We start from the raw sequence: 19,784 nt of genomic DNA, 5'->3' as shown, positions 1-19,784 counted from the left end.
CACTTTAGTGGCGTCTTTTCTTTTTAGTAGGAATGTTCTAGAATAGGGGTAACTGCATTTTTCAGAAGGATGTGAATATCTTGCAATTCAGACCATGTATTGATTTGCATCAAGGAAAAGTAAAGCAAATTGTTGGTGCTACACTTAATAATGAGAATGAAAATGTAATTGAAAATTATGTTTCTACATATGACAGTAGCTATTATGCGGAAATGTTTCAGAGAGATAACTTAACTGGTGGCCATGTGATTATGCTAGGAGATGGTAATCAAGAAGCAGCAATCCAAGCATTACAAACATACCCAGGTGGATTACAAATCGGTGGCGGAATTAATGCCGATAATGCCGAAGAATTCCTTGAAGCAGGCGCTTCTCATGTGATTGTGACATCTTATATTTTTCAAGATGGCGAGTTAAAAATGGATCGACTAAAGAAATTAATAGAGAAAATTGGTAAGGAACGACTTGTGATTGACTTAAGCTGTAAACAAAAAGATGGTAAATGGTATGTCGTCACAGATAAATGGACGAAATTCAGTAATATTGAAATCACCCCATCAACCGTTAAGGAACTAGAAAAATACTGTGATGAGTTTTTAATTCATGCCGCTGATGTGGAAGGAAAACGAGGTGGTATTGCAGAAAACTTAGTAGCCAATCTCGCTGATTATGTATCGATCCCAACAACTTATGCTGGTGGCGTCCGGTCGATGGAAGACCTCCAGCTTTTTGAGCAATTAGCAAAAGGGAAACTGCATGTGACAATAGGCAGTGCACTTGATATTTTTGGTGGAGATTTGTCTTATCAAGAAGTTGTGGAATACTGTAACCGTTGATTCCACAGCCGAGAGAAGAGAATTAAAGAAAAAATTACTGTCTTTTTGTTCCTTGAATATAAAAATCCTTGGAATAGCGTACTATTCCAAGGATTATAATTATTATTTAATATGGATCAGAGGGATGCCCCATTGCTCCTGCTTCTTGTACAGCATCTTCCATCATTTCTTTATTACTATCCGTGGCCGTTTTTAAGCCGTCTTCTACACGCTTTCCATAATCAGTATCACATTGATAGAAATGTTTGATCATTTGATCTTGAATTTCTTGTCGACAACCGGATAGAGCCGAGACTAGATTTTTAATCAGATCGTCTTTTTCCCAATCGCTTAAGCGACGGTATGTTTCACCTGCTTGACCATAATTATTTTCCCTGGAAATAGCTTTACGCTGCAAATTTCCTTCTACATAGGGCTCGTGCTCCACACCAGGATTTTTATCCTCTTTTAACCCACCAGTAATGGATGGCTCATAATCAACATGTGGATTTTTGAAATCCCCATAATCTTGTCTGAAGTCCATTTGTCCACCAGTTTGATTGGTTGCAACTTTGTGGTGAGGACGGTTAATTGGTAACTGTAAATAGTTTGCTCCAACACGGTAGCGCTGCGTATCAGAATAGGAATAGGTTCTACCTTGTAATAACTTATCGTCAGAGAAATCTAAGCCATCAACTAATACACCAGTTCCGAAAGCGGACTGTTCTACCTCGGCATGGAAGTTTTCTGGATTTCGATTTAATACCATCTTTCCAACTTTGTGCCAAGGATAATCTTCCTTATACCAAAGCTTCGTTGCATCTAATGGATCGTAATCCAGTTCCGGATGCTCACCATCTTCCATGATTTGAACATATAGCTCCCATTCCGGGTAGTCTCCTTTTTCAATAGCTTCATAAAGATCTTGAGTCGCGTGATTAAAGTTTTTACCTTGAATTTTCGTCGCTTCATCCTGTGTTAAGTTCTTGATTCCTTGGACCGGTTCCCAATGATATTTTACTAAGACTGCTTTTCCTTCTTCATTGACCCACTTATAAGTGTGAACCCCTGATCCTTGCATGTGGCGATATGTTGCTGGGATCCCCCAAGGAGAAAAGACAAATGTAACCATGTGCAATGCTTCTGGTGATTGACTGACAAAGTCAAACATACGCTCAAGATTTTGATAATTGGTTACTGGGTCAGGACGAAATGCGTGAATCATATCAGGGAATTTCAGCGGATCACGAATAAAGAATATTTTTAAGTTGTTACCAACTAGATCCCAGTTCCCATCTTCTGTGTAAAATTTAATGGCGAAACCACGTGGATCTCGTAATGTTTCAGGGGAGTGTTTACCATGAACTACCGTGGAAAAGCGGACAAAAACAGGCGTTTGCACTTCTGTATTAGTAAACACCTTTGCCCGAGTATACTTGGAAATTGGTTCCCCATTAACTGTCCCATATGACTGAAAATAACCATGTGCCCCTGTTCCACGAGCATGTACAATTCGTTCCGGAATTTTTTCTCTGTCAAAGTGACTAATCTTTTCCAAAAAATCATAATTCTCTAATGTCGTCGGACCACGATCTCCGACAGTACGAACGTTCTGATTGTCGGTAACCGCATGCCCTTGTTGATTGGTCATCTTTTCTTCGCTGTGGTTCGGATTCTGTTTGTTATCCATTCTTTAACCTCCTTGAGATTCGTCATCTCCAGTATTCCCCAGTTTTTGGAGGTTATGCGAGACTGAGTAAGAGGTTTTTAGAAAAATGATTGGCTATGCATAACTTAAGTGATTTGGTGTAGTTTTTGATATAATGTTAATATATTCAAATTTATATATATGGACTATTATTCACTGAATGGAGAGATTATTTTGAAAATAATAGTAGGTGATTTAAGTGATTGGAAAGTGAGAGGATTGATCACGGAGCATCTTGAACAAATGGCGAAAATTTCTCCATCGGAAAGTGTCCATGCCTTCAATCTTGACGGTTTGAAACAACCAGATGTTACTTTCTGGAGTGCATGGGAAAACGATACATTACTTGGTTGTGGGGCGCTTAAAGAGTTAGACGATCAACATGGAGAGATAAAATCAATGCGAACTGCTACTTCGCATTTAAGGAAAGGTGTTGCAAAGCGAATCCTTCAGCACATAATGGAAGAAGCTAAAAGGCGTGGCTATCAGAGACTAAGCTTGGAAACAGGCTCAATGAAGGCTTTTGAACCAGCTAAACGATTATATGCTAGCTTTGGTTTTCAATATTGTAAGCCGTTTTCAGATTACATAGAGGATCCGAACAGCGTATTTATGACAAAGGAATTGTAGTTTCAATTGATCGAGCAATGCTCCATTTTCCTATGAATACCGAAACATCATGTAACTGAAAAAACAAAATGAGATTAGGTCATATAAGGAAATGTAGGAGGACACAGAACATTGATGAAAGTAACCATTATCATAATAGTGATTGTTGTGGTTATGCTAGGAGCTTATTTTTGGGTAGGGAACTATTTTTACAATTTCGCATTAAATGCACAGAAAGAAAAAATATTTATTAAAGATAATCCTCATTTAGCAAGAAGTGAAGCGGTACTTCCTGAGGTTGCTGAAAAAGAAAAACTCACCGATAACACATTTAAAGAACGTGTCCCATCATCAAGTATCTCGATGATTTCCAAGGATAAACTACAGCTTAAGTTACATGCAGACCTTTATGAACAAAGAGAGCAAAATCATAAATGGGCGATTGTTGTCCATGGCTATGGAGCAAAGGCTGCTGTGATGGTGAGATGGGTTCGTGGCTTCTATGATAAAGGATTTAATGTACTTGCACCTGATCTTCGCGGACATGGTGAAAGTGAAGGGAACTATATCGGTATGGGCTGGCATGATCGCTTGGATATCTTATCATGGATTGATCAAATATTAGCTATCAATCCTGACGCTGAGATTGTTTTATATGGGGTCTCGATGGGGGGAGCCACAGTTATGATGGCATCAGGAGAAAAATTACCTAATAATGTGAAGGTCATCGTAGAAGATTGTGGCTATACAGCTGTTGACGATATTTTTGCTTATCAACTAGCTGATTTATTTAAACTACCGAAGTTTCCATTTATTAATGCTGCTAATAGCGTCACCAAACTGCGAGCGGGATTTGATCTATATGAAGCGTCAGCTGTGAACAAGGTTCGCGCAAGTAAGATACCGATGTTATTTATTCACGGGGAAAGGGATAGTTTTGTGCCGTTTGAAATGATCGATAAAGTGTATGAGGCAGCGAATGCTGATAAAGAAAAGCTAGTTATTCCAAAGGCAGGACATGGTGAATCAGTACAGGTTGATCCAGCATTATACTGGATAACGATTTTTAATTTTGTTCATAAATATATAAGTTGACTTTTTTATTGGGAACCCAAACCTTACATGATCGGAAAAATGTACAAATTTTTACAAATAAGAAAAAAGTGAGTATTCGCAAAGCTTTTATGGAGGGGCGTTAATAGATATTTTTAATCCGAAAACTCGATATAATGGTGAAAGTGAAAGTAAGTACACTTAATTGCCAATAAAGAGCTCCTAAGTTAACGTACATAACGTTAGGAGCTTTTTCCAAAGGAATAAAATATGCACTTCTTTGTTCAGCAGGAAGTGATGAAGTTGTTCATAACTGCGATCACTTTATTATAAGGAAATCTTCTTATTCTACTTATAAGATTTCCCTGTAATCTTATTTTTACCGGGAAAACCTCTAATTTTAATATGCCTATTTCCCGGTTAATGCAACTTTACCGGGAAATCTTCCAGTTACATGCATTGGTTTTCCTTGTAATGGATACAAACGATCGGATTTCCTCCTATCGTGATAGGTTTTTACTAATAACTCTTCTCTAACTCATCAACTAGTGAGCCGATATAGGCGACCGCTTCTTTAATAGCATCAGGTTTACTCATATCGACTCCAGCATTTTTGATAAGTTCCAGCGGTTTTATTGATCCACCAGCTTTCAAAATCTCTAACCAATTGTCAGCTGCCGTTTTTCCATCTGTTTTAATTCTTTGTGCCACAGCTGTAGCTACTGTTAATCCAGCAGAATACGTATATGGATATAATCCCATATAATAATGGGGTTGACGCATCCAGGTTAGTCCAGCTCCATCGTCAAAGCTCACCGTATCACCCCAGAAGTTTTGCAGTGCTTCTAATTTTTGTTGGGTTAACACATCAGCCGTTAATGGTGTGCCAGCTTCTGCTAAGTCATAGACGCGACGTTGATATTCTCCTTCTAAAAGATGTGTAACAAAATTATGGTAATAGGTTCCAATGAGTTGCGTAATCACCCAACGTTTCATTCGCTTATTATCGGTTTTACTTAACAAATGGTTTGCTAGCAGTAATTCGTTCAGTGTCGATGGTGCTTCTACAAAGTATGTCGATGGGTCAGTATTGACTAGGGATTGATGTTTTCCAGCTAGATAGAAATGCCCAGCATGCCCGAGTTCATGTGCCAGCACAAATGCACCACGCATGGTGTCTGTCCACGTGATCAAAATATATGGGTGGACACCATAGGGACTTGAGCAGAACGCCCCGGTTTGTTTTCCGATATTATCAGCTAAATCAACCCAGCGCTCGCTCAAACCTTTTTGAATAATTTCGCTATATTCTGGTCCCATTACTTGTAATGCCTCAAGGATAATTGCCTTTGCCTCTTGGTACGTTGTTGTCGGACTATATTCCGGGTCAAGAGGTGCTTTTAAGTCAGCATAACGTAATTCGTCTAAGCCGAGCCTTTCTTTCAACAACTTGGCATAACGACGCATATGTGGTGCAAGTTCCTTCTGACTGACATCCAGTTGATTATGATACATTTCCGTCGTTACTTGCTGAGGAGTCAGCAACATATCTGTAACAGAATCATAGTTTCGCAATCGAGCTAATGTAACTTGTTTGGTTACTTCTGTAGCATATGTTGCCGCATAAGTATGTTTATATCGGTTCAATGTTTTAGTAAAAGATTGATAGGCATCACGTCGAATTCGCGTATTCGCCTCTAGCTCATAGCGGTCTTCATAAAGGGCTGCAGACATGGGTAGCTCATTACCATGATCATCATTAATAGAATCAAAGGTCATATCAGAGGATTTACTGCGTTCATAAATCATGAAAGGTGCATCATGAACCTCACCTAAAGCGGCTAAAGTCTCTTCCATTTCCGGAGCTAAGGTATATGGTTTTTGCTCCAAGGTATCATTAAGCAGTTTTTTATAAGTAACAAGATCTTCTTCCTCCTGTAAAAACTGCTTCACTTTCTCTTCAGAAAGTGTTAACAATTCGGATTGAAAAAAAGATAATTGGGCACTGATACTTGCCAGTGCCGAAGCGACTTTGGCCGCATCCCGTTGATTAGCAGGATCACTTCCATCCGTACTTGCACGTAAATTGGCATATGTACTTACATGTATTAATCGTTTTTGAAAATTCTCGTAAGCAGTAAGTCCATGCAGTAAAGAAGTGGCATTACTTACTAATTTTCCTTTGTATTGCGTAATTTCTGAAACATCAGATTGTATCGCCTCTAGCTCTTTTTCCCATGCTTCGTGAGACGGGAATAAGTCTGTTAGGTCCCATGTTTTTTCAATAGGTACTTCAGATCGTTGTAAACGTGTGGACATAGAAATCACCTTTCTACCAAAATGGTCGATATATTCAGTATTATAGGACAGTCTGAATAAAAATAACAGCGTGGATTAGTATCATTGTGCTTCTTTCAAATTTTGTTGTTGTTTCTTATTACTCCAAATAGTTGCTAGACTATGAAAGATCATACCAATAATAACAAGCAGTATGCCGATAAAAGATACGATGCTTGGCATTGGTGCACTTAGTAACAGCAGTTCTCCAATTAAGGCAAACACTACTTCACCAGACTGTGTAGCTTCAACTCCTGCTAATTTCTCGTTATCATGTTGAACCAGTTCAGTAGCATAGAAGAATAAGACAGTAGCAATAATCCCGGAAAAAACGGCGACTATAAAAGTTTGGCTAAGTTGAGATACTTCTGGTAGTCCGTGTGAAGCAAAACCATATAGGGATATAAGAATCCAGAATGGCATGGATGCAATCGTCATACCTAGAATACGTTGAAAGGTATTAAGCTCACCATTTGCTACCTGCATCATTTTACGGTTACCCAACGGATAAGCAACTGCTGAAACAAGTAGTGGAAGTACACATAGTAGTACACTTCCTAATGGTACTGCATTGGCATGTTCCAATTGCATTAAACATACACCGCCAAGTATCACAAGTGATATCATAACCGCTTGTATGGGGATTTTTTGTTTTTTATTTTTATCTAGGATAGGAACTAGAAAGGAGCCGGCGACAATAGTTAATTGGAAGGTGGCCGCAACAAGCCAACCTGGACCATATATAGTTGCAAAAGTGATAGGAGCATAAAATAAGCCAAAGCCTACCGTACTCCATATCAACCATGCACTGGGATTTTGTTTGATATGTAAGAGAACCGGTTTAATATTTCGCTTGAACCCAACAATTAATAATAATAATGGCAGCATAAAAATGAATCGAAGGGAAGCACTCCATGCCCAGCTACCTCCATCCAATTCCATGGAGCGGTTCAGTATAAAAGTAACAGAAAAAAACATAGCCGCGAGTATACCAATCATAATTGCTTTCATTCTTTTCACCTCATTTTAAGCATATCACAGAGGTAAATGATCGCAAGTAATGGATCTTAAACGGAGGTATTTAGTAAGAAGCGAGAATTCACAATAAACGAGCGCCGTTTCGCAATAAACGAGTCCCTTTTTGCAATAACCAGTTACTTAATAAAAAATTTCCATTTCTATCACGTGTATCAAGTGATGGAAAACTTAATATAGCATAAATTTCGCTTATCTCAGTGATATGATTTACAATAAAATTAAAGCAAAAAAGTAGAGGTGTTTGACATGAAATATGCCATTTATCAAATGGATGTAGTCGTTGCAGATCCGGAAGCGAACCGAGAGAAAATTACAAATTGGATAGAAAAACAAGTTAACGATCATAAACCAGATACTGTTGTTGTACCAGAAATGTGGAATGCAGGCTACGCATTGGACAGACTTGATGGTTTAGCAGACAACAACGGAGAAAAGACGATTCCGTTTTTCAGCGAACTAGCTAAAAAACATCAGATCAATATTATCGGTGGTTCAATTGCTAATCAAAAGGAAAACGGCATTTATAATACAAGTTATGTTTTCAATCGTAACGGGGATCTTGTCCATCAATATGACAAAATGCATCTTGTTCCGATGTTAGATGAACCAAAATATTTAAGTGGTGGGGAAGCGAAAGGTGCAGTATTTGAACTAGATGGAGTGAAAATGGGTGTTGTTATTTGCTATGATCTTCGTTTTCCTGAGTTAATGAGAGCAATAGCGTTGCAGGGAGCAGAAGTGATCCATGTTGTAGCACAGTGGCCAACTGCCCGAAAAGATCATTGGAAATTCCTCCAACATGCACGAGCGATCGAAAATCAATGCTATATCATTTCAGCCAATAGTAGTGGTACATGTAATGGTACCGATTTTGCTGGAGAATCAATGGTGATTAATCCGTCTGGTGAGCTTGTTGCATCCGGACTTCCAGAAACGGAAACAACTATCCGTGCAAGTATCGACTTAACTGAAGTCGCAGAAATACGAAAAAACATTCCCGTATTTGAAAGTAGGGTACCACATTTATATGGAGAGTGATCAACATGGCAGAGTTTGAAAATGCGAATTGAATCAAACAACTTCCAGCGTCAAGTATATATGATGGTTATACGTCAAGTGAGGTCAATGTTCGCATAGTATTGCTAGATCATTGGCAAAGATTGATCAAGGAATGGAAACGAATCAGATGCTTATCAGCTAAACTTCGTTGCAGTTTACTGATTGTTCATTTGTCCTATATGTAAGATAATGTAATTTTTGTGCTAATTGACAATAAGTTTTTTCTTCGTTGTTTTTTAGCTTGGTGACATTCCTTAGCTATTAATTTATAGAATATTAAACAGATATTCTAACATTTCAAGGATTATGGAAACTTAATTTTATACAATAAAGCTTACACAAGCCTCCTCATCAAGTGGAGGCTTTTTGTTATTTTTTTTGCGTGTCTTAACATCTCCTCCAAATCTCAGCGAAATCGCGACATTTTGAAACTTCTTAACAAAACTAAGCTAGTAGACTGCTAAAATCTTACAAAACTCTAATGATTAATATGTCAGAATATTTTAAAAACAATGTAAGAAAACCTAACACATTGTTAGATTAGATTTTTTTAATTTGCTAGCCTTATCTTTGTAAATCAATTAAAAATCGGATGGGGGCAGACAAATGAGAAAGCAGAACTTTTTTTATTTATTAATCTTAGGATTGCTTGCAAGCTTCATGGTTGCGTGTTCGGCAGCAGATAATGCAGCAATTGCGACAGATCCAGAAGAAGAGGCAGTAGATGCAACAGAGGAGAGCGACAGCAATGAAGGAAGCGATGGAGATACAATCAAAGTAGGAATCTTACATTCATTAAGTGGAACAATGGCAATTAGTGAAACATCTGTACAACAGGCAGAGCTTCTTGCTATTAAAGAAATAAACGAAAATGGCGGTGTGCTTGGCAAACAGTTAGAACCTGTAATTGAAGATGGAGCATCAGATTGGCCGACATTTGCCGAAAAAGCAAATAAATTATTACAACAAGATGAAGTTGCAACCATTTTTGGCGGATGGACATCTGCAAGTCGTAAAGCGATGTTACCAGTTGTAGAAGAACATAATGGCTTATTATTCTATCCAGTCCAATATGAAGGAATGGAAGCTTCACCGAATATCTTCTATACAGGGGCAGCGCCAAACCAGCAAATCGTACCAGCTGTCGACTGGTTGTTAGAAAATCGAGGAGATTCTTTTTTCTTGTTAGGATCTGATTATGTATTCCCAAGAACGGCAAATGCAGCTATTAGAGCACAATTAGATAATGAAGGAGCAGAGTTAGTTGGTGAAGAGTATACACCATTAGGTCATACAGATTACAATACGGTGATTGCTAAAATAAAAAATGAAAATCCGGATGTTATTTTCAATACATTAAATGGTGACAGTAATGTTGCTTTCTTTAAACAGTTAAAAGATGCAGGTATTACATCAGATGATATGACGGTTTTATCTGTAAGTGTTGCAGAAGAAGAAATTAAAGGTATTGGCGCAGATGTTATTGAGGGACATTTAACAAGTTGGAACTACTATCAAACAACAGATACACCTGAAAACGAAGAATTTGTTGCTAACTATCAGGAGGAATATGGGGAAGATGCTGTAACAGCAGATCCGATTGAAGCTGGTTATTTCGGTGTTTATCTTTGGGCACAAGCAGTGGAAAAAGCAGGAACAACGGATGTTGATGAAGTAAGGGAAGCAGCAAAAGGAATTTCGTTTGAAGCACCAAACGGAACGGTAACCATTGATGGAGACAATCAGCACGTTTATAAAACCGTAAGAATTGGTGAAGTGCAGAGTGATGGCATGATCTCAGAGCTATGGCAGACAGAAGAACCTGTTAAGCCGGATCCTTATTTAGAAGAATATGACTGGGCATCAGATTTAAGTGAATCATTAGCAGAATAGAGCAATAAAAAAATAAAAAGAGCTATTTTTTTTACGGTGAAGTTTACATCTAATGTCACAAAAAAATACATGAATTGGCAATTGAACAATTATAAGAGAAGGATGATGGGCTAAGTCCTGCATCCTTCTTCCAAAAAAGAAAGGATTGTTTGGATTGAATGAAATCATTTTAACCTTATTTAATGGTGTAAGCCTAGGTTCGATCCTGCTTTTAATTGCATTGGGACTTGCGATTACGTTTGGTTTGATGAATGTAATTAATATGGCGCACGGTGAATTAATCATGATCGGTGCTTATATCACTTATGTAATACAAAATATTTTTATCAACTATGCACCACCAGAATATTTTGATCTATATTTTATTATTTCCATTCCAGTTGCTCTTATTGTGGCAGCATGTATAGGGCTGCTGTTGGAGGTATCTTTAATTCGTCATCTTTATAAACGGCCATTAGATAGTTTACTAGCAACATGGGGAGTCGGACTTATTTTACAACAAACAGCAAGGTCGATTTTTGGTGCACCTAACGTAGGGGTAACAAGTCCATCCTTTTTATCTGGAGGATTAGAACTTGGTTCATTAATATTGCCTTATTCAAGATTATTTATTTTAGGATTGTCTATCATCTGTTTAATCAGTATTTATATTTATTTTTTCCGGACAGCAAGTGGCAGAAGAGTACGAGCGGTTATGCAAAACAGACAAATGGCTGAATGTTTAGGAGTTTCTACTAGAAAAGTAGACATGCTGACATTTGCGATTGGTTCTGGTTTTGCTGGTGTTGCAGGGTGTGCGTTGACATTATTAGGTGCAATAGGTCCAACAATCGGAACAAGTTATATTATTGATGCGTTTATGGTCGTTGTTGTTGGTGGAGTTGGTGCACTATTCGGAGCAGTTTCAGGAGCTTTCGGTATAGGTATTTTAAATACGGTGTTTGAGTATGTGACAAATGCAACATTAGGTAAAGTACTAATCTTCATTGTGATTATCGCCTTCTTGCAATGGCGTCCATCAGGTCTTGTCATGTCACGTTCAAGATCACTAGATTAATAAATGAGGAGCGTTAAATCATGCAAAATACGATTTATCAAAAAATATGGAGTCAGAGAGTCATTTTAAATTTGATTTTTCTGTTGTTATTAGCAGCTCCCCTTTTTCTATCAGACTTTCGTTTGAATTTGCTTGGTAAGTTTTTAGCATTTGCTATTTTAGCAATTGGTTTAGATTTATTGTGGGGTTACACAGGTGTTCTAAGTCTGGGACACGGGATCTTTTTTGGTTTAGGGGCCTACTGTATGGCGATGTATTTAAAGCTGGAAGCAACAGGAGGAGGTTTACCGGATTTTATGGCTTGGAGCGGTATGAGTGAATTGCCACTGATATGGATTCCATTTCAATATCCGATTGTCGCTATTATACTCGGTATTTTATTACCAGCCATCATTGCCTTTATGCTCGGTTACTTAACATTCCGAAATCGGATTAGTGGAGTTTATTTTACGATATTATCTCAAGCACTTGTCTTAGTGGTAGTTACGTTATTTGTCGGGAGTCAAAATTTGACTGGTGGTTCTAGCGGATTGACCAATTTCAATACGTTTTTTGGATTCTCTGTTAATTATGCTACTACGCAGACAGCTTTTTATATAATTACTGTTATCGTATTAGGTCTTGTCTTTATTCTTTCGCGCAAGCTTGTAAAAGGACGCTTTGGGAAAATACTAGTCGGAATCCGTGATGGTGAGAACCGTATGAGATTCCTAGGTTATAGTCCATCTGCATATAAAACGTTTATTTACACTTTATCAGCTGCGATAGCAGGACTTGCAGGTATGTTATTCGTACTGCAAGTCGGTATTATTTCACCGACGATGATCGGAATTATCCCATCGATTGAAATGGTGCTTTGGGTTGCTTTAGGTGGACGTGGAACATTAATTGGTCCAGTTATTGGAGCGGTACTTGTCAATGCGGCGAAGACAGGATTCAGTGAATCGTACCCAGATATTTGGACATATTTCCTAGGGTTGTTGTTCGTACTTGTGGTTGTTTTCTTACCGAAAGGTATAACTGGTTTATTTGAAAAATGGAACGATCGGAGGAAAAAACAAGATGTCTCAAGCAGTGTTGAAGTTGAAAAAAGTTATAGTTGATTTTAGTGGATTTAAAGCTATTAATCAACTAGATTTTACTGTAAAACCGAATTGCGTTCATTTTGTGATTGGCCCAAATGGTGCTGGGAAGACGACGTTATTAGATGTTATTTGTGCTAAAACAAAAGCAACCACAGGTGAAATAAAGTTACACAGTACAAAGGAACTATCCAAGTTGTCAGAGGACCAGATTGTTCATCAAGGGATCTCAAGAAAATTTCAGGCTCCATCCATTTTTCAAAATTTATCCGTAATAGATAATTTGGAAATTGCCATGAAGCAGAAGAAAAACTTATTTCCGATGATTAAAGCAAAATGGACAAATGAACAAAAGAAGAAGATAAACGAAATGCTTGAATTAGTTGGTTTAAAAGAAGTCCAGGATCAACTTGCTGGCTCACTTGCCCATGGCCAAAAACAGTGGCTGGAAATTGCAATGGTCCTCATGCAGGAACCTGATATCGTTCTTTTAGACGAGCCGATTGCTGGTATGTCGAAGAAAGAACGTGACAAAACAGGGAAATTAATTACTAAAATAGCGCGGGATCGAGCAGTGTTAATTGTCGAGCATGATATGGATTTTGTGAAGGAATATGCAGATATTGTCTCGGTGATGCATGAAGGGCAATTACTTTTTGAAGGAAGTATGGAAGAAGTGCAAAATGATCCGACAGTAAGAGAAGTATATTTAGGCAGAAAGGTTGAGGAGAATGTTGTCAATTAAGAGGCTGGAAGCTGGTTACGAGGAAAGTATGGTGATTCGAGAGATTGATATGGAAGTAAAGGAGAACCAGGTGATCTGTGTGATGGGCAGAAATGGTGTAGGGAAATCTACACTACTAAAGACGATCATTGGTATTTTGCATCCGAAAAAAGGAACGATTCATTATCAATCCGAAGATATTACTAAAGCTCGTTCCTCCTCACGAGCTCAGAAAGGAATTGGCTATGTCCCGCAAGGAAGAGAAATATTTCCGAAGCTGACAGTCTATGAAAATATCCAAATTGGTTTGGAAGCAGGTAAGCAGAAAAAGATAGATGAGAAAATTTATGATTATTTTCCTATATTAAAGGATTTTGCTAAGCGAAATGGTGGTGATTTAAGTGGTGGTCAACAGCAGCAATTGGCCATTGCAAGAGCTTTAGTATCACATCCATCCTTTTTGTTACTGGATGAGCCGACAGAAGGGATTCAACCAAATATTGTTCAGGAAATTCAAGACGTTATTATCGATATCAAAAATACTTCTGCTACAGCGATGATTTTGGTGGAGCAAAATTTAGATTTTGTTAAAAATGTAGCTGATTATTTATATGTCATCGATCATGGTTCGGTAGTATATGAGAATCCGATCGATCAAGTAGTAGATGACGAGGTATATCGTTATTTAAGTGTTTAAATGGGAGGGGTTTTCATGAAATTATCACCTGTTGAGCAGGAGAAATTACTACTTTTTTTAGCAGGCGAACTGGCGGAAAAAAGAAGGAAGAAAGGCTTGAAATTAAACTATCCCGAGGCAACTGCATTGATTAGCTGTTATTTATTGGAAGGTGCCCGTGAAGGGAAAACAGTAGCCCAATTGATGCAGGAGGGCAAGCAAGTCCTAACTGCAGACGATGTGATGGAAGGTGTGCCAGAAATGATTGAAAGTGTGCAAATTGAAGCGACTTTTCCAGATGGAACGAAGCTTGTTACGGTTCATCAGCCAATTACGTAAGGAGGGTTCCCGATGATTCCTGGGGAGATCAAACTAGGCAAACAAGCAATTGAAATTAATAAAGATAGAAAGACGAAAGCGATAAAAGTTGCCAATAAAGGTGACAGACCGATACAAGTAGGATCGCACTATCATTTTCCAGAAGTAAACCGTGAACTTGATTTTGACCGTCCTGCTGCGATTGGGATGCGATTGAGTGTTCCAGCGGGGACGGCAGTCCGTTTTGAACCAGGCGAGGAAAAAGAAGTCGAGCTCGTTGAAATAGCAGGAAACAAACATGTATATGGACTCAATAACCTGACAAACGGTAGTGTAGCAGAAACAGAAGAAATTACCGAAACAATGAAGCAAAAAGGGTTTTAGAAAGGAGCATATCGATGAAACTATCACGACAGCAATACGCTCTACTATATGGACCGACAACAGGTGATCAAATTCGTCTGGCTGATACGGATTTATGGATAGAAGTTGAAAAAGATTACACAACGTATGGGGATGAGAGTGTATTTGGCGGCGGCAAGGTATTGCGTGATGGGATGGGTCAAAGCAGTACAAGAACTCGTAATCAAAATGTTCTCGATTTAATTTTAACGAATGCGGTGATTCTCGATTATACCGGTATTGTGAAAGCAGATATCGGAATGAAGGACGGAAGAATCGTGGCGATTGGCAAAGGTGGAAACCCGGATGTAATGGAGGGGGTTACCGAAAATATGATTGTCGGTGCCTCAACAGAAGTAATTGCCTGTGAAGGGAAAATCGTGACTGCAGGTGCGATTGATGCACATATCCATTTTATTAGTCCGCAGCAAATTGAAGTAGCTTTAGCATCAGGCTTCACGACGATGCTAGGTGGTGGGACCGGACCTGCAACTGGTACCAATGCAACAACTTGTACACCAGGAGAGTGGAATATCCACCGCATGTTGGAGGCTGCAGAAGAGTATCCGATCAACCTAGGCTTTCTAGGAAAAGGAAATGCTTCTTCAGCAGATCCACAACGAGAACAAATCAAAGCTGGAGCGATTGGTCTGAAATTACATGAAGATTGGGGCACAACACCGGCAGCTATCAGCCAATGTTTAAGTGTTGCTGACGAACTGGATGTGCAAGTTGCGATTCACACAGATACGTTAAACGAAGCTGGTTTTCTCGAAGATACCGTTAAAGCAATTGGTGATCGTGTCATTCATACTTATCATACAGAAGGTGCTGGTGGTGGACATGCACCAGATATTATGCAGATAGCTTCGTTACCGAATGTGCTGCCATCATCGACCAATCCAACAAGACCATATACGGTTAATACCATAGATGAGCATCTTGATATGCTAATGGTCTGTCACCATTTGGATCATAACGTACCAGAAGATGTTGCTTTTGCTGATTCTCGCATTCGGCCAGAAACGATTGCAGCGGAAGATATTTTACACGATTTAGGTGTGATTAGTATGATTTCTTCTGATTCGCAGGCGATGGGACGAGTAGGGGAAAGTATTACTCGGACATGGCAGACAGCAGATAAAATGAAAAAACAGCGAGGCTTTTTACAGGAAGACCAGCAAGCAGAAAATGATAATACACGTGCCAAACGGTATGTGGCAAAGTATACGATTAATCCGGCGATTACTCATGGGATGAACGAAGAGATTGGTTCCATCGAGGTTGGCAAATTAGCAGATATCGTGATTTGGGATCCGAAGTTTTTTGGAACCAAGCCGGAAACAGTTGTAAAAGGTGGTATGATTGCCTATGCACAAATGGGTGATCCCAATGCGTCGATACCAACACCACAGCCAGTGATGATGCGTCCGATGTTTGGTGCACTAGGAAAGGCGAAATATCAAACCGCTATTACTTTTGTTTCTCAAGCAGCATTTGAGGCCAAGATTCATGAAGAATTAGGTTTACAGAAACTTGTTTGCGCTGTGAAAAACTGCCGAAATATTGGGAAAAAGGATCTGCCATTGAATGATGCAACGCCAAAAATTGATGTAGATCCAGAAACATATGAAGTAAAACTTGATGGTGAAATCATTACATGTGAACCTTTTGAAGAGGTAGCAATGGCACAACGCTATTATTTATTTTAGGAGGATGGAAGATGTTAACGAAAGAAGTAATCACTAATATCGAGGAAAAACCGAAAGAGCATCCTAATCGCGAGTGGATTGAACTAGATTGGGATGAATTAAACAAGCGGATAATTAGAAAAACAACGGACAAAGGGACAGATGTCGCGATTGCCTTAGATGAAAAAGAACCATTAAAAGTAGGCGATGTCGTGTATGAAGACGAAGAAAGACAAATTGTCATTCGTACAAAGAAAGAAAAAGTCTATGTCGTTTACCCTGAAAATATCGTGCAAATGGGGAAAACTGCATTTGAATTAGGCAATCGTCATACACCATGTCTTATTTCAGAATTAGAAATTGTGGTGCGCTATGATGAGACACTAGAACGTTTATTTGATGAAGTAGGTGTGAAGTATGAAAAGACAGAAAGAAGATTCACAGAACCATTTAAATACAGAGGTCATCAACACTAAATTTCTCTATTTAATGCATATTCATGATTCTGCCTTTCCGATTGGTACTTATACACATTCTTTTGGTATGGAAACCTTTATTCAAGAAGATGCAATCAAAACAAAAGACGATTTATTTCACTTTTTACAAGTCTATCTTCATGAAAATGTCTCCTACACAGATGGTATTTTTGTTAAGGAATCCTATCAAAAAGAGGATCTTGCAGAATTGATTCGATTAGAGAAGATATGTGATGCAAGCAAAAATGCAGAAGAAACGAGAGAAGCGAGCAGTATGATTGGTAAGCAATTTGTCAAAGCAGTATTGCCGGTAAGTGATACGCCTTCACTAGAGAAGTGGAACGAGCTATTACAAGAAAAGAAGGTAATTGCTCATTTCCCGATTGTATACAGTCTTTATGCCAAAGATTTAGCATTCGACCTCTATACAACAGTACTTACTTTTTTATATTCGTCAACAGTAGGACTTGTTCATAATGCAGTTCGTGCGATTCCTCTTGGACAAAAGGCCGGAATTGAAGTGATTCATCGCTTGATACCGGAGATGGAAAAAGCAACGATAAACGTATTGGAACGAAACTTGTCTGATTTGTCTAATCATGCTGTCGGCTTGGAACTGGCATCGATGCAGCATAAATATTTAAGATCACGATTGTTTATTTCATAAGGAAGGAGAATGTTCAATGAAACCAGTAATAGTAGGTGTAGGAGGCCCAGTTGGTTCAGGGAAAACCTCACTCGTAGAAAAATTAACAAAAGAAATGGTGAATCAATATAGTGTTGCAGTTATTACCAATGATATTTATACGAAAGAAGATGCTCAATTTTTAATTAAACAAGGCATTTTACCAGAAGACCGCATTATCGGTGTCGAAACAGGAGGATGCCCACATACAGCGATTCGTGAAGATGCCTCCATGAATTTTGAGGCAATCGATGAGTTAAAACGGCGCTTTGATGATTTAGATGTTATTTTACTAGAAAGTGGCGGCGACAATTTATCTGCGACATTCAGTCCAGAACTTGTAGACGGTTATATTTATGTAATCGATGTAGCAGAAGGCGGTGATATTCCGAGAAAAGGCGGGCCAGGTGTAACAAGATCAGATCTTTTACTTGTTAACAAGATTGATCTAGCACCATATGTGGAAGTAGACCTTGATAAAATGAAAGTAGATGCTAAAGAAGCGCGTAAAGAGAAACCATTTGTTTTTACTAATGTGAAAAAAAGTGAAGGTATTCCAGAAGTTATTCAATGGATCCAGCATGCGATGCTATTAGAAGGAAGCGAAGTATCATAAATGGATGGAAAAATCGATCTTCATTTTGCATTACGCAACCAAAAAACGATCATGAAGGATGTGTATTATCAACCACCATTAAAAGCAAGTCGAGGCTTGTATGTTGATAATCCAGATGATATTACCGTTTATTTAATGGAATCCTCAGGAGGACTTGTGGCAGGAGATAAAAATGCATATCGAATCCGATTAGATAAAGGTACGAACGTAACACTGCATCCTCAGGCTGCAACAAAAGTATATCCTGCCTTTAATGGTAAACCGAGCAAACAAGAGGTGGACATCGAGCTCGCGGAACAAGCATGTTTGACGTGGAAAAGAGAAGAGGTTATTCCTTTTGCCGAAAGTGAATTCCATAGTCATACTACCGTAAATATGAAAAAGGGAAGTAGTTTTTACTGGGAAGAAATATTATATCCAGGACGGGAAAAACGAGGGGAACGGTTCACGTTTGATAAATGTCACACACAACTAGAAGTGTGGATGGAGGAAGAGTGTCTTGTATATGATGGTTTGCGTTTTGAGCCAAGCGTTCAGGATGTGAAACATTTTGGGGTAATGGGAGATTATCATTATATAGCAAGTGTATGGATCATAGATAGAGAAATAGAATTAGATGTAGAGAAGTGGAGTCATTCATCAATGGATCATCAGGTAAGTATTACAAAATTGCGTGATGCAGGCTATTTAGTACGCTTTTTATCGAATGATTTACCACGAGTAAAAAAAGAAATGGATCAATTGGGAAACAAAAAGCTAGCAGTAAGTGTCTGACTGCTAGCTTTTTGTTTTTCAACGTAGATCAATGAAAGATATGTTGAATAATTCGTGATAAACTTTCTGTTAAAAAGGTTTGGTAATCATCAGTAAGATAATGATTAACAGCAAAGTATTTTCTATGTATTCCACGCGCAACAGTTTCTGGAGATTCTTATGATAGGTATCAGGGACGCTTTCTAGATCTGGATCCGCAATTAGAGTTTTTATTGGAGTTGAGAACTTTTTGAGTAATGTTGGTCCCAATGAGAGTGCTGTAAAGTAGAGAATCATACTGGCAATGTACCAGCCTTGCTGAAAAAGAACAGGATTGAGCACACCCATTAAAAGTCCGGTTAGTAATACAAGTATGCCACCAATCATTACAAAAATATGTACCTTCGCTTTTAATGCAAATGCATGTCTAATTTCAGGTAAGCTTTTAGCAGACTTTACGATCGTAGTCAGCACAAAGCCAGGCCCAATCCCCACAATTGCAGAAAAAATATGAATTACCACAAGTACTGTATAAATCAAGTTCATGAAATCACCTACTTACCTTCATTATAAAACAATCATAACGAAAAGTAATTGACAAAATAAAATCATGAATTATAAGAAAAACTGGAAACCCCTTCCGGTCCTTTATTAAATGCTAATTGGAATTCGATTACTTTGATGTTAATTATGAAATAAGTAAACCGCTTGACCACCGCTTCGGCTGCCCACTTCCCTTTCCGTGGGGTTTGTCCTTCAGGTGCGGCCGAGCATAGGTCGTAACATATAGCG

21 protein-coding genes are annotated in these 19,784 nt (G+C 38.5%); 16 read left to right on the top strand and 5 right to left on the bottom strand.

Annotation, left to right across the window (positions count from 1 at the left end; translation table 11 throughout):
• The first annotated feature begins 80 nt into the window (after nucleotides 1-80).
• Nucleotides 81-836, top strand: coding sequence for a phosphoribosylformimino-5-aminoimidazole carboxamide ribotide isomerase (gene hisA / locus GH715_RS08300; protein ID WP_153835027.1), 756 nt, complete (start codon nucleotides 81-83; stop codon nucleotides 834-836).
• A gap of 106 nt (nucleotides 837-942) precedes the next feature.
• On the opposite strand, the gene GH715_RS08295 is transcribed toward hisA, so the two are convergent.
• Nucleotides 943-2,505 (bottom strand): catalase, encoded by a 1,563-nt coding sequence (locus tag GH715_RS08295; protein WP_153835028.1) that lies wholly within the window; start codon nucleotides 2,503-2,505, stop codon nucleotides 943-945.
• A 192-nt stretch (nucleotides 2,506-2,697) separates the two neighbouring features.
• Here GH715_RS08295 and GH715_RS08290 point away from each other — a divergent pair, with 192 nt between their 5' ends.
• Both GH715_RS08290 and GH715_RS08285 read left to right on the top strand, forming a co-directional pair.
• On the top strand, nucleotides 2,698-3,153 hold the full coding sequence (locus tag GH715_RS08290) for a GNAT family N-acetyltransferase (protein ID WP_153835029.1): 456 nt from the start codon (nucleotides 2,698-2,700) through the stop codon (nucleotides 3,151-3,153).
• 114 nt (nucleotides 3,154-3,267) lie between these two features.
• Entirely contained in the window at nucleotides 3,268-4,227 is a 960-nt protein-coding gene (locus GH715_RS08285) for an alpha/beta hydrolase (protein WP_390308492.1), read from the top strand.
• Nucleotides 4,228-4,704: 477 nt separating this feature from the next.
• On the opposite strand, the gene pepF is transcribed toward GH715_RS08285, so the two are convergent.
• The gene (gene pepF / locus GH715_RS08280) at nucleotides 4,705-6,504 is read right to left on the bottom strand and encodes an oligoendopeptidase F (protein WP_153835031.1); all 1,800 of its coding nucleotides are present in this window, start codon (nucleotides 6,502-6,504) and stop codon (nucleotides 4,705-4,707) included.
• Nucleotides 6,505-6,585: 81 nt separating this feature from the next.
• Complete coding sequence (locus tag GH715_RS08275) at nucleotides 6,586-7,533, bottom strand: DMT family transporter (RefSeq protein ID WP_153835032.1); 948 nt, start codon at nucleotides 7,531-7,533, stop codon at nucleotides 6,586-6,588.
• A 273-nt stretch (nucleotides 7,534-7,806) separates the two neighbouring features.
• Here GH715_RS08275 and GH715_RS08270 point away from each other — a divergent pair, with 273 nt between their 5' ends.
• The 13 genes from GH715_RS08270 to GH715_RS08210 all read left to right on the top strand — a co-directional run bounded on the left by GH715_RS08270 (nucleotide 7,807) and on the right by GH715_RS08210 (nucleotide 19,013).
• A complete protein-coding gene (locus GH715_RS08270; RefSeq protein WP_153835033.1) occupies nucleotides 7,807-8,598 on the top strand; it encodes a carbon-nitrogen family hydrolase in 792 nt (263 codons plus the stop codon).
• A gap of 627 nt (nucleotides 8,599-9,225) precedes the next feature.
• Complete coding sequence (gene urtA / locus GH715_RS08265) at nucleotides 9,226-10,512, top strand: urea ABC transporter substrate-binding protein (RefSeq protein WP_153835034.1); 1,287 nt, start codon at nucleotides 9,226-9,228, stop codon at nucleotides 10,510-10,512.
• Between the two features lie 154 nt (nucleotides 10,513-10,666).
• Nucleotides 10,667-11,569: an urea ABC transporter permease subunit UrtB gene (gene urtB, locus GH715_RS08260; RefSeq protein ID WP_153835035.1), complete on the top strand. Its 903-nt coding sequence runs from the start codon at nucleotides 10,667-10,669 to the stop codon at nucleotides 11,567-11,569.
• Nucleotides 11,570-11,589: 20 nt separating this feature from the next.
• Nucleotides 11,590-12,672 carry an urea ABC transporter permease subunit UrtC gene (gene urtC / locus GH715_RS08255; protein ID WP_153835036.1) on the top strand — a complete coding sequence of 361 codons (1,083 nt, stop codon included), beginning with the start codon at nucleotides 11,590-11,592 and terminating at the stop codon, nucleotides 12,670-12,672.
• On the top strand, nucleotides 12,632-13,396 hold the full coding sequence (gene urtD, locus GH715_RS08250; RefSeq protein WP_153835037.1) for an urea ABC transporter ATP-binding protein UrtD: 765 nt from the start codon (nucleotides 12,632-12,634) through the stop codon (nucleotides 13,394-13,396). Before urtC ends, urtD begins: the two co-directional genes overlap by 41 nt.
• Complete coding sequence (gene urtE / locus GH715_RS08245) at nucleotides 13,383-14,072, top strand: urea ABC transporter ATP-binding subunit UrtE (protein WP_153835038.1); 690 nt, start codon at nucleotides 13,383-13,385, stop codon at nucleotides 14,070-14,072. The genes urtD and urtE overlap by 14 nt, the downstream gene beginning before the upstream one ends.
• Nucleotides 14,073-14,087: 15 nt before the next feature.
• Nucleotides 14,088-14,390 carry an urease subunit gamma gene (ureA, locus tag GH715_RS21535; protein ID WP_153835039.1) on the top strand — a complete coding sequence of 101 codons (303 nt, stop codon included), beginning with the start codon at nucleotides 14,088-14,090 and terminating at the stop codon, nucleotides 14,388-14,390.
• 12 nt (nucleotides 14,391-14,402) lie between these two features.
• Complete coding sequence (locus GH715_RS21530; RefSeq protein ID WP_153835040.1) at nucleotides 14,403-14,753, top strand: urease subunit beta; 351 nt, start codon at nucleotides 14,403-14,405, stop codon at nucleotides 14,751-14,753.
• A gap of 8 nt (nucleotides 14,754-14,761) precedes the next feature.
• Nucleotides 14,762-16,483, top strand: coding sequence for an urease subunit alpha (gene ureC, locus GH715_RS08230; protein WP_205601845.1), 1,722 nt, complete (start codon nucleotides 14,762-14,764; stop codon nucleotides 16,481-16,483).
• 11 nt (nucleotides 16,484-16,494) lie between these two features.
• Nucleotides 16,495-16,938, top strand: coding sequence for an urease accessory protein UreE (locus GH715_RS08225; protein WP_153835042.1), 444 nt, complete (start codon nucleotides 16,495-16,497; stop codon nucleotides 16,936-16,938).
• Nucleotides 16,880-17,605 (top strand): urease accessory protein UreF, encoded by a 726-nt coding sequence (locus tag GH715_RS08220; protein WP_153835043.1) that lies wholly within the window; start codon nucleotides 16,880-16,882, stop codon nucleotides 17,603-17,605. The genes GH715_RS08225 and GH715_RS08220 overlap by 59 nt, the downstream gene beginning before the upstream one ends.
• 16 nt (nucleotides 17,606-17,621) lie before the next feature.
• The gene (ureG, locus tag GH715_RS08215; RefSeq protein WP_153835044.1) at nucleotides 17,622-18,239 is read left to right on the top strand and encodes an urease accessory protein UreG; all 618 of its coding nucleotides are present in this window, start codon (nucleotides 17,622-17,624) and stop codon (nucleotides 18,237-18,239) included.
• Nucleotides 18,240-19,013, top strand: coding sequence for an urease accessory protein UreD (locus GH715_RS08210; protein ID WP_153835045.1), 774 nt, complete (start codon nucleotides 18,240-18,242; stop codon nucleotides 19,011-19,013).
• 69 nt (nucleotides 19,014-19,082) lie between these two features.
• On the opposite strand, the gene GH715_RS08205 is transcribed toward GH715_RS08210, so the two are convergent.
• Nucleotides 19,083-19,538 carry a DUF2269 family protein gene (locus GH715_RS08205; protein ID WP_153835046.1) on the bottom strand — a complete coding sequence of 152 codons (456 nt, stop codon included), beginning with the start codon at nucleotides 19,536-19,538 and terminating at the stop codon, nucleotides 19,083-19,085.
• A 62-nt stretch (nucleotides 19,539-19,600) separates the two neighbouring features.
• Nucleotides 19,601-19,784 (bottom strand): hypothetical protein (locus GH715_RS21340; protein WP_205601844.1); only part of this gene is annotated, 184 nt, incomplete at its 5' end.

It is taken from the genome of Gracilibacillus thailandensis (assembly GCF_010994055.1).
Classification (GTDB): Bacteria; Bacillota; Bacilli; order Bacillales; family Amphibacillaceae; genus Gracilibacillus; species Gracilibacillus lacisalsi.
Note: the sequence above shows the minus strand (reverse complement) of the source record. Positions and strands in the feature narration are given on the sequence as shown.

Coding starts and splice junctions, on each gene's coding strand:
- GH715_RS08285 (WP_390308492.1), top strand. CDS start 3,268: ATGAAAGTAACCATTATCATAATAGTGATTGTTGTGGTTATGCTAGGA.
- urtC (WP_153835036.1), top strand. CDS start 11,590: ATGCAAAATACGATTTATCAAAAAATATGGAGTCAGAGAGTCATTTTA.
- urtD (WP_153835037.1), top strand. CDS start 12,632: ATGTCTCAAGCAGTGTTGAAGTTGAAAAAAGTTATAGTTGATTTTAGT.
- GH715_RS08210 (WP_153835045.1), top strand. CDS start 18,240: ATGGATGGAAAAATCGATCTTCATTTTGCATTACGCAACCAAAAAACG.
- ureA (WP_153835039.1), top strand. CDS start 14,088: ATGAAATTATCACCTGTTGAGCAGGAGAAATTACTACTTTTTTTAGCA.
- urtE (WP_153835038.1), top strand. CDS start 13,383: ATGTTGTCAATTAAGAGGCTGGAAGCTGGTTACGAGGAAAGTATGGTG.
- GH715_RS08295 (WP_153835028.1), bottom strand. CDS start 2,505: ATGGATAACAAACAGAATCCGAACCACAGCGAAGAAAAGATGACCAAT.
- GH715_RS21530 (WP_153835040.1), top strand. CDS start 14,403: ATGATTCCTGGGGAGATCAAACTAGGCAAACAAGCAATTGAAATTAAT.
- ureG (WP_153835044.1), top strand. CDS start 17,622: ATGAAACCAGTAATAGTAGGTGTAGGAGGCCCAGTTGGTTCAGGGAAA.
- GH715_RS08220 (WP_153835043.1), top strand. CDS start 16,880: ATGAAAAGACAGAAAGAAGATTCACAGAACCATTTAAATACAGAGGTC.
- GH715_RS08270 (WP_153835033.1), top strand. CDS start 7,807: ATGAAATATGCCATTTATCAAATGGATGTAGTCGTTGCAGATCCGGAA.
- GH715_RS08205 (WP_153835046.1), bottom strand. CDS start 19,538: ATGAACTTGATTTATACAGTACTTGTGGTAATTCATATTTTTTCTGCA.
- urtA (WP_153835034.1), top strand. CDS start 9,226: ATGAGAAAGCAGAACTTTTTTTATTTATTAATCTTAGGATTGCTTGCA.
- pepF (WP_153835031.1), bottom strand. CDS start 6,504: ATGTCCACACGTTTACAACGATCTGAAGTACCTATTGAAAAAACATGG.
- GH715_RS08275 (WP_153835032.1), bottom strand. CDS start 7,533: ATGAAAGCAATTATGATTGGTATACTCGCGGCTATGTTTTTTTCTGTT.
- GH715_RS08225 (WP_153835042.1), top strand. CDS start 16,495: ATGTTAACGAAAGAAGTAATCACTAATATCGAGGAAAAACCGAAAGAG.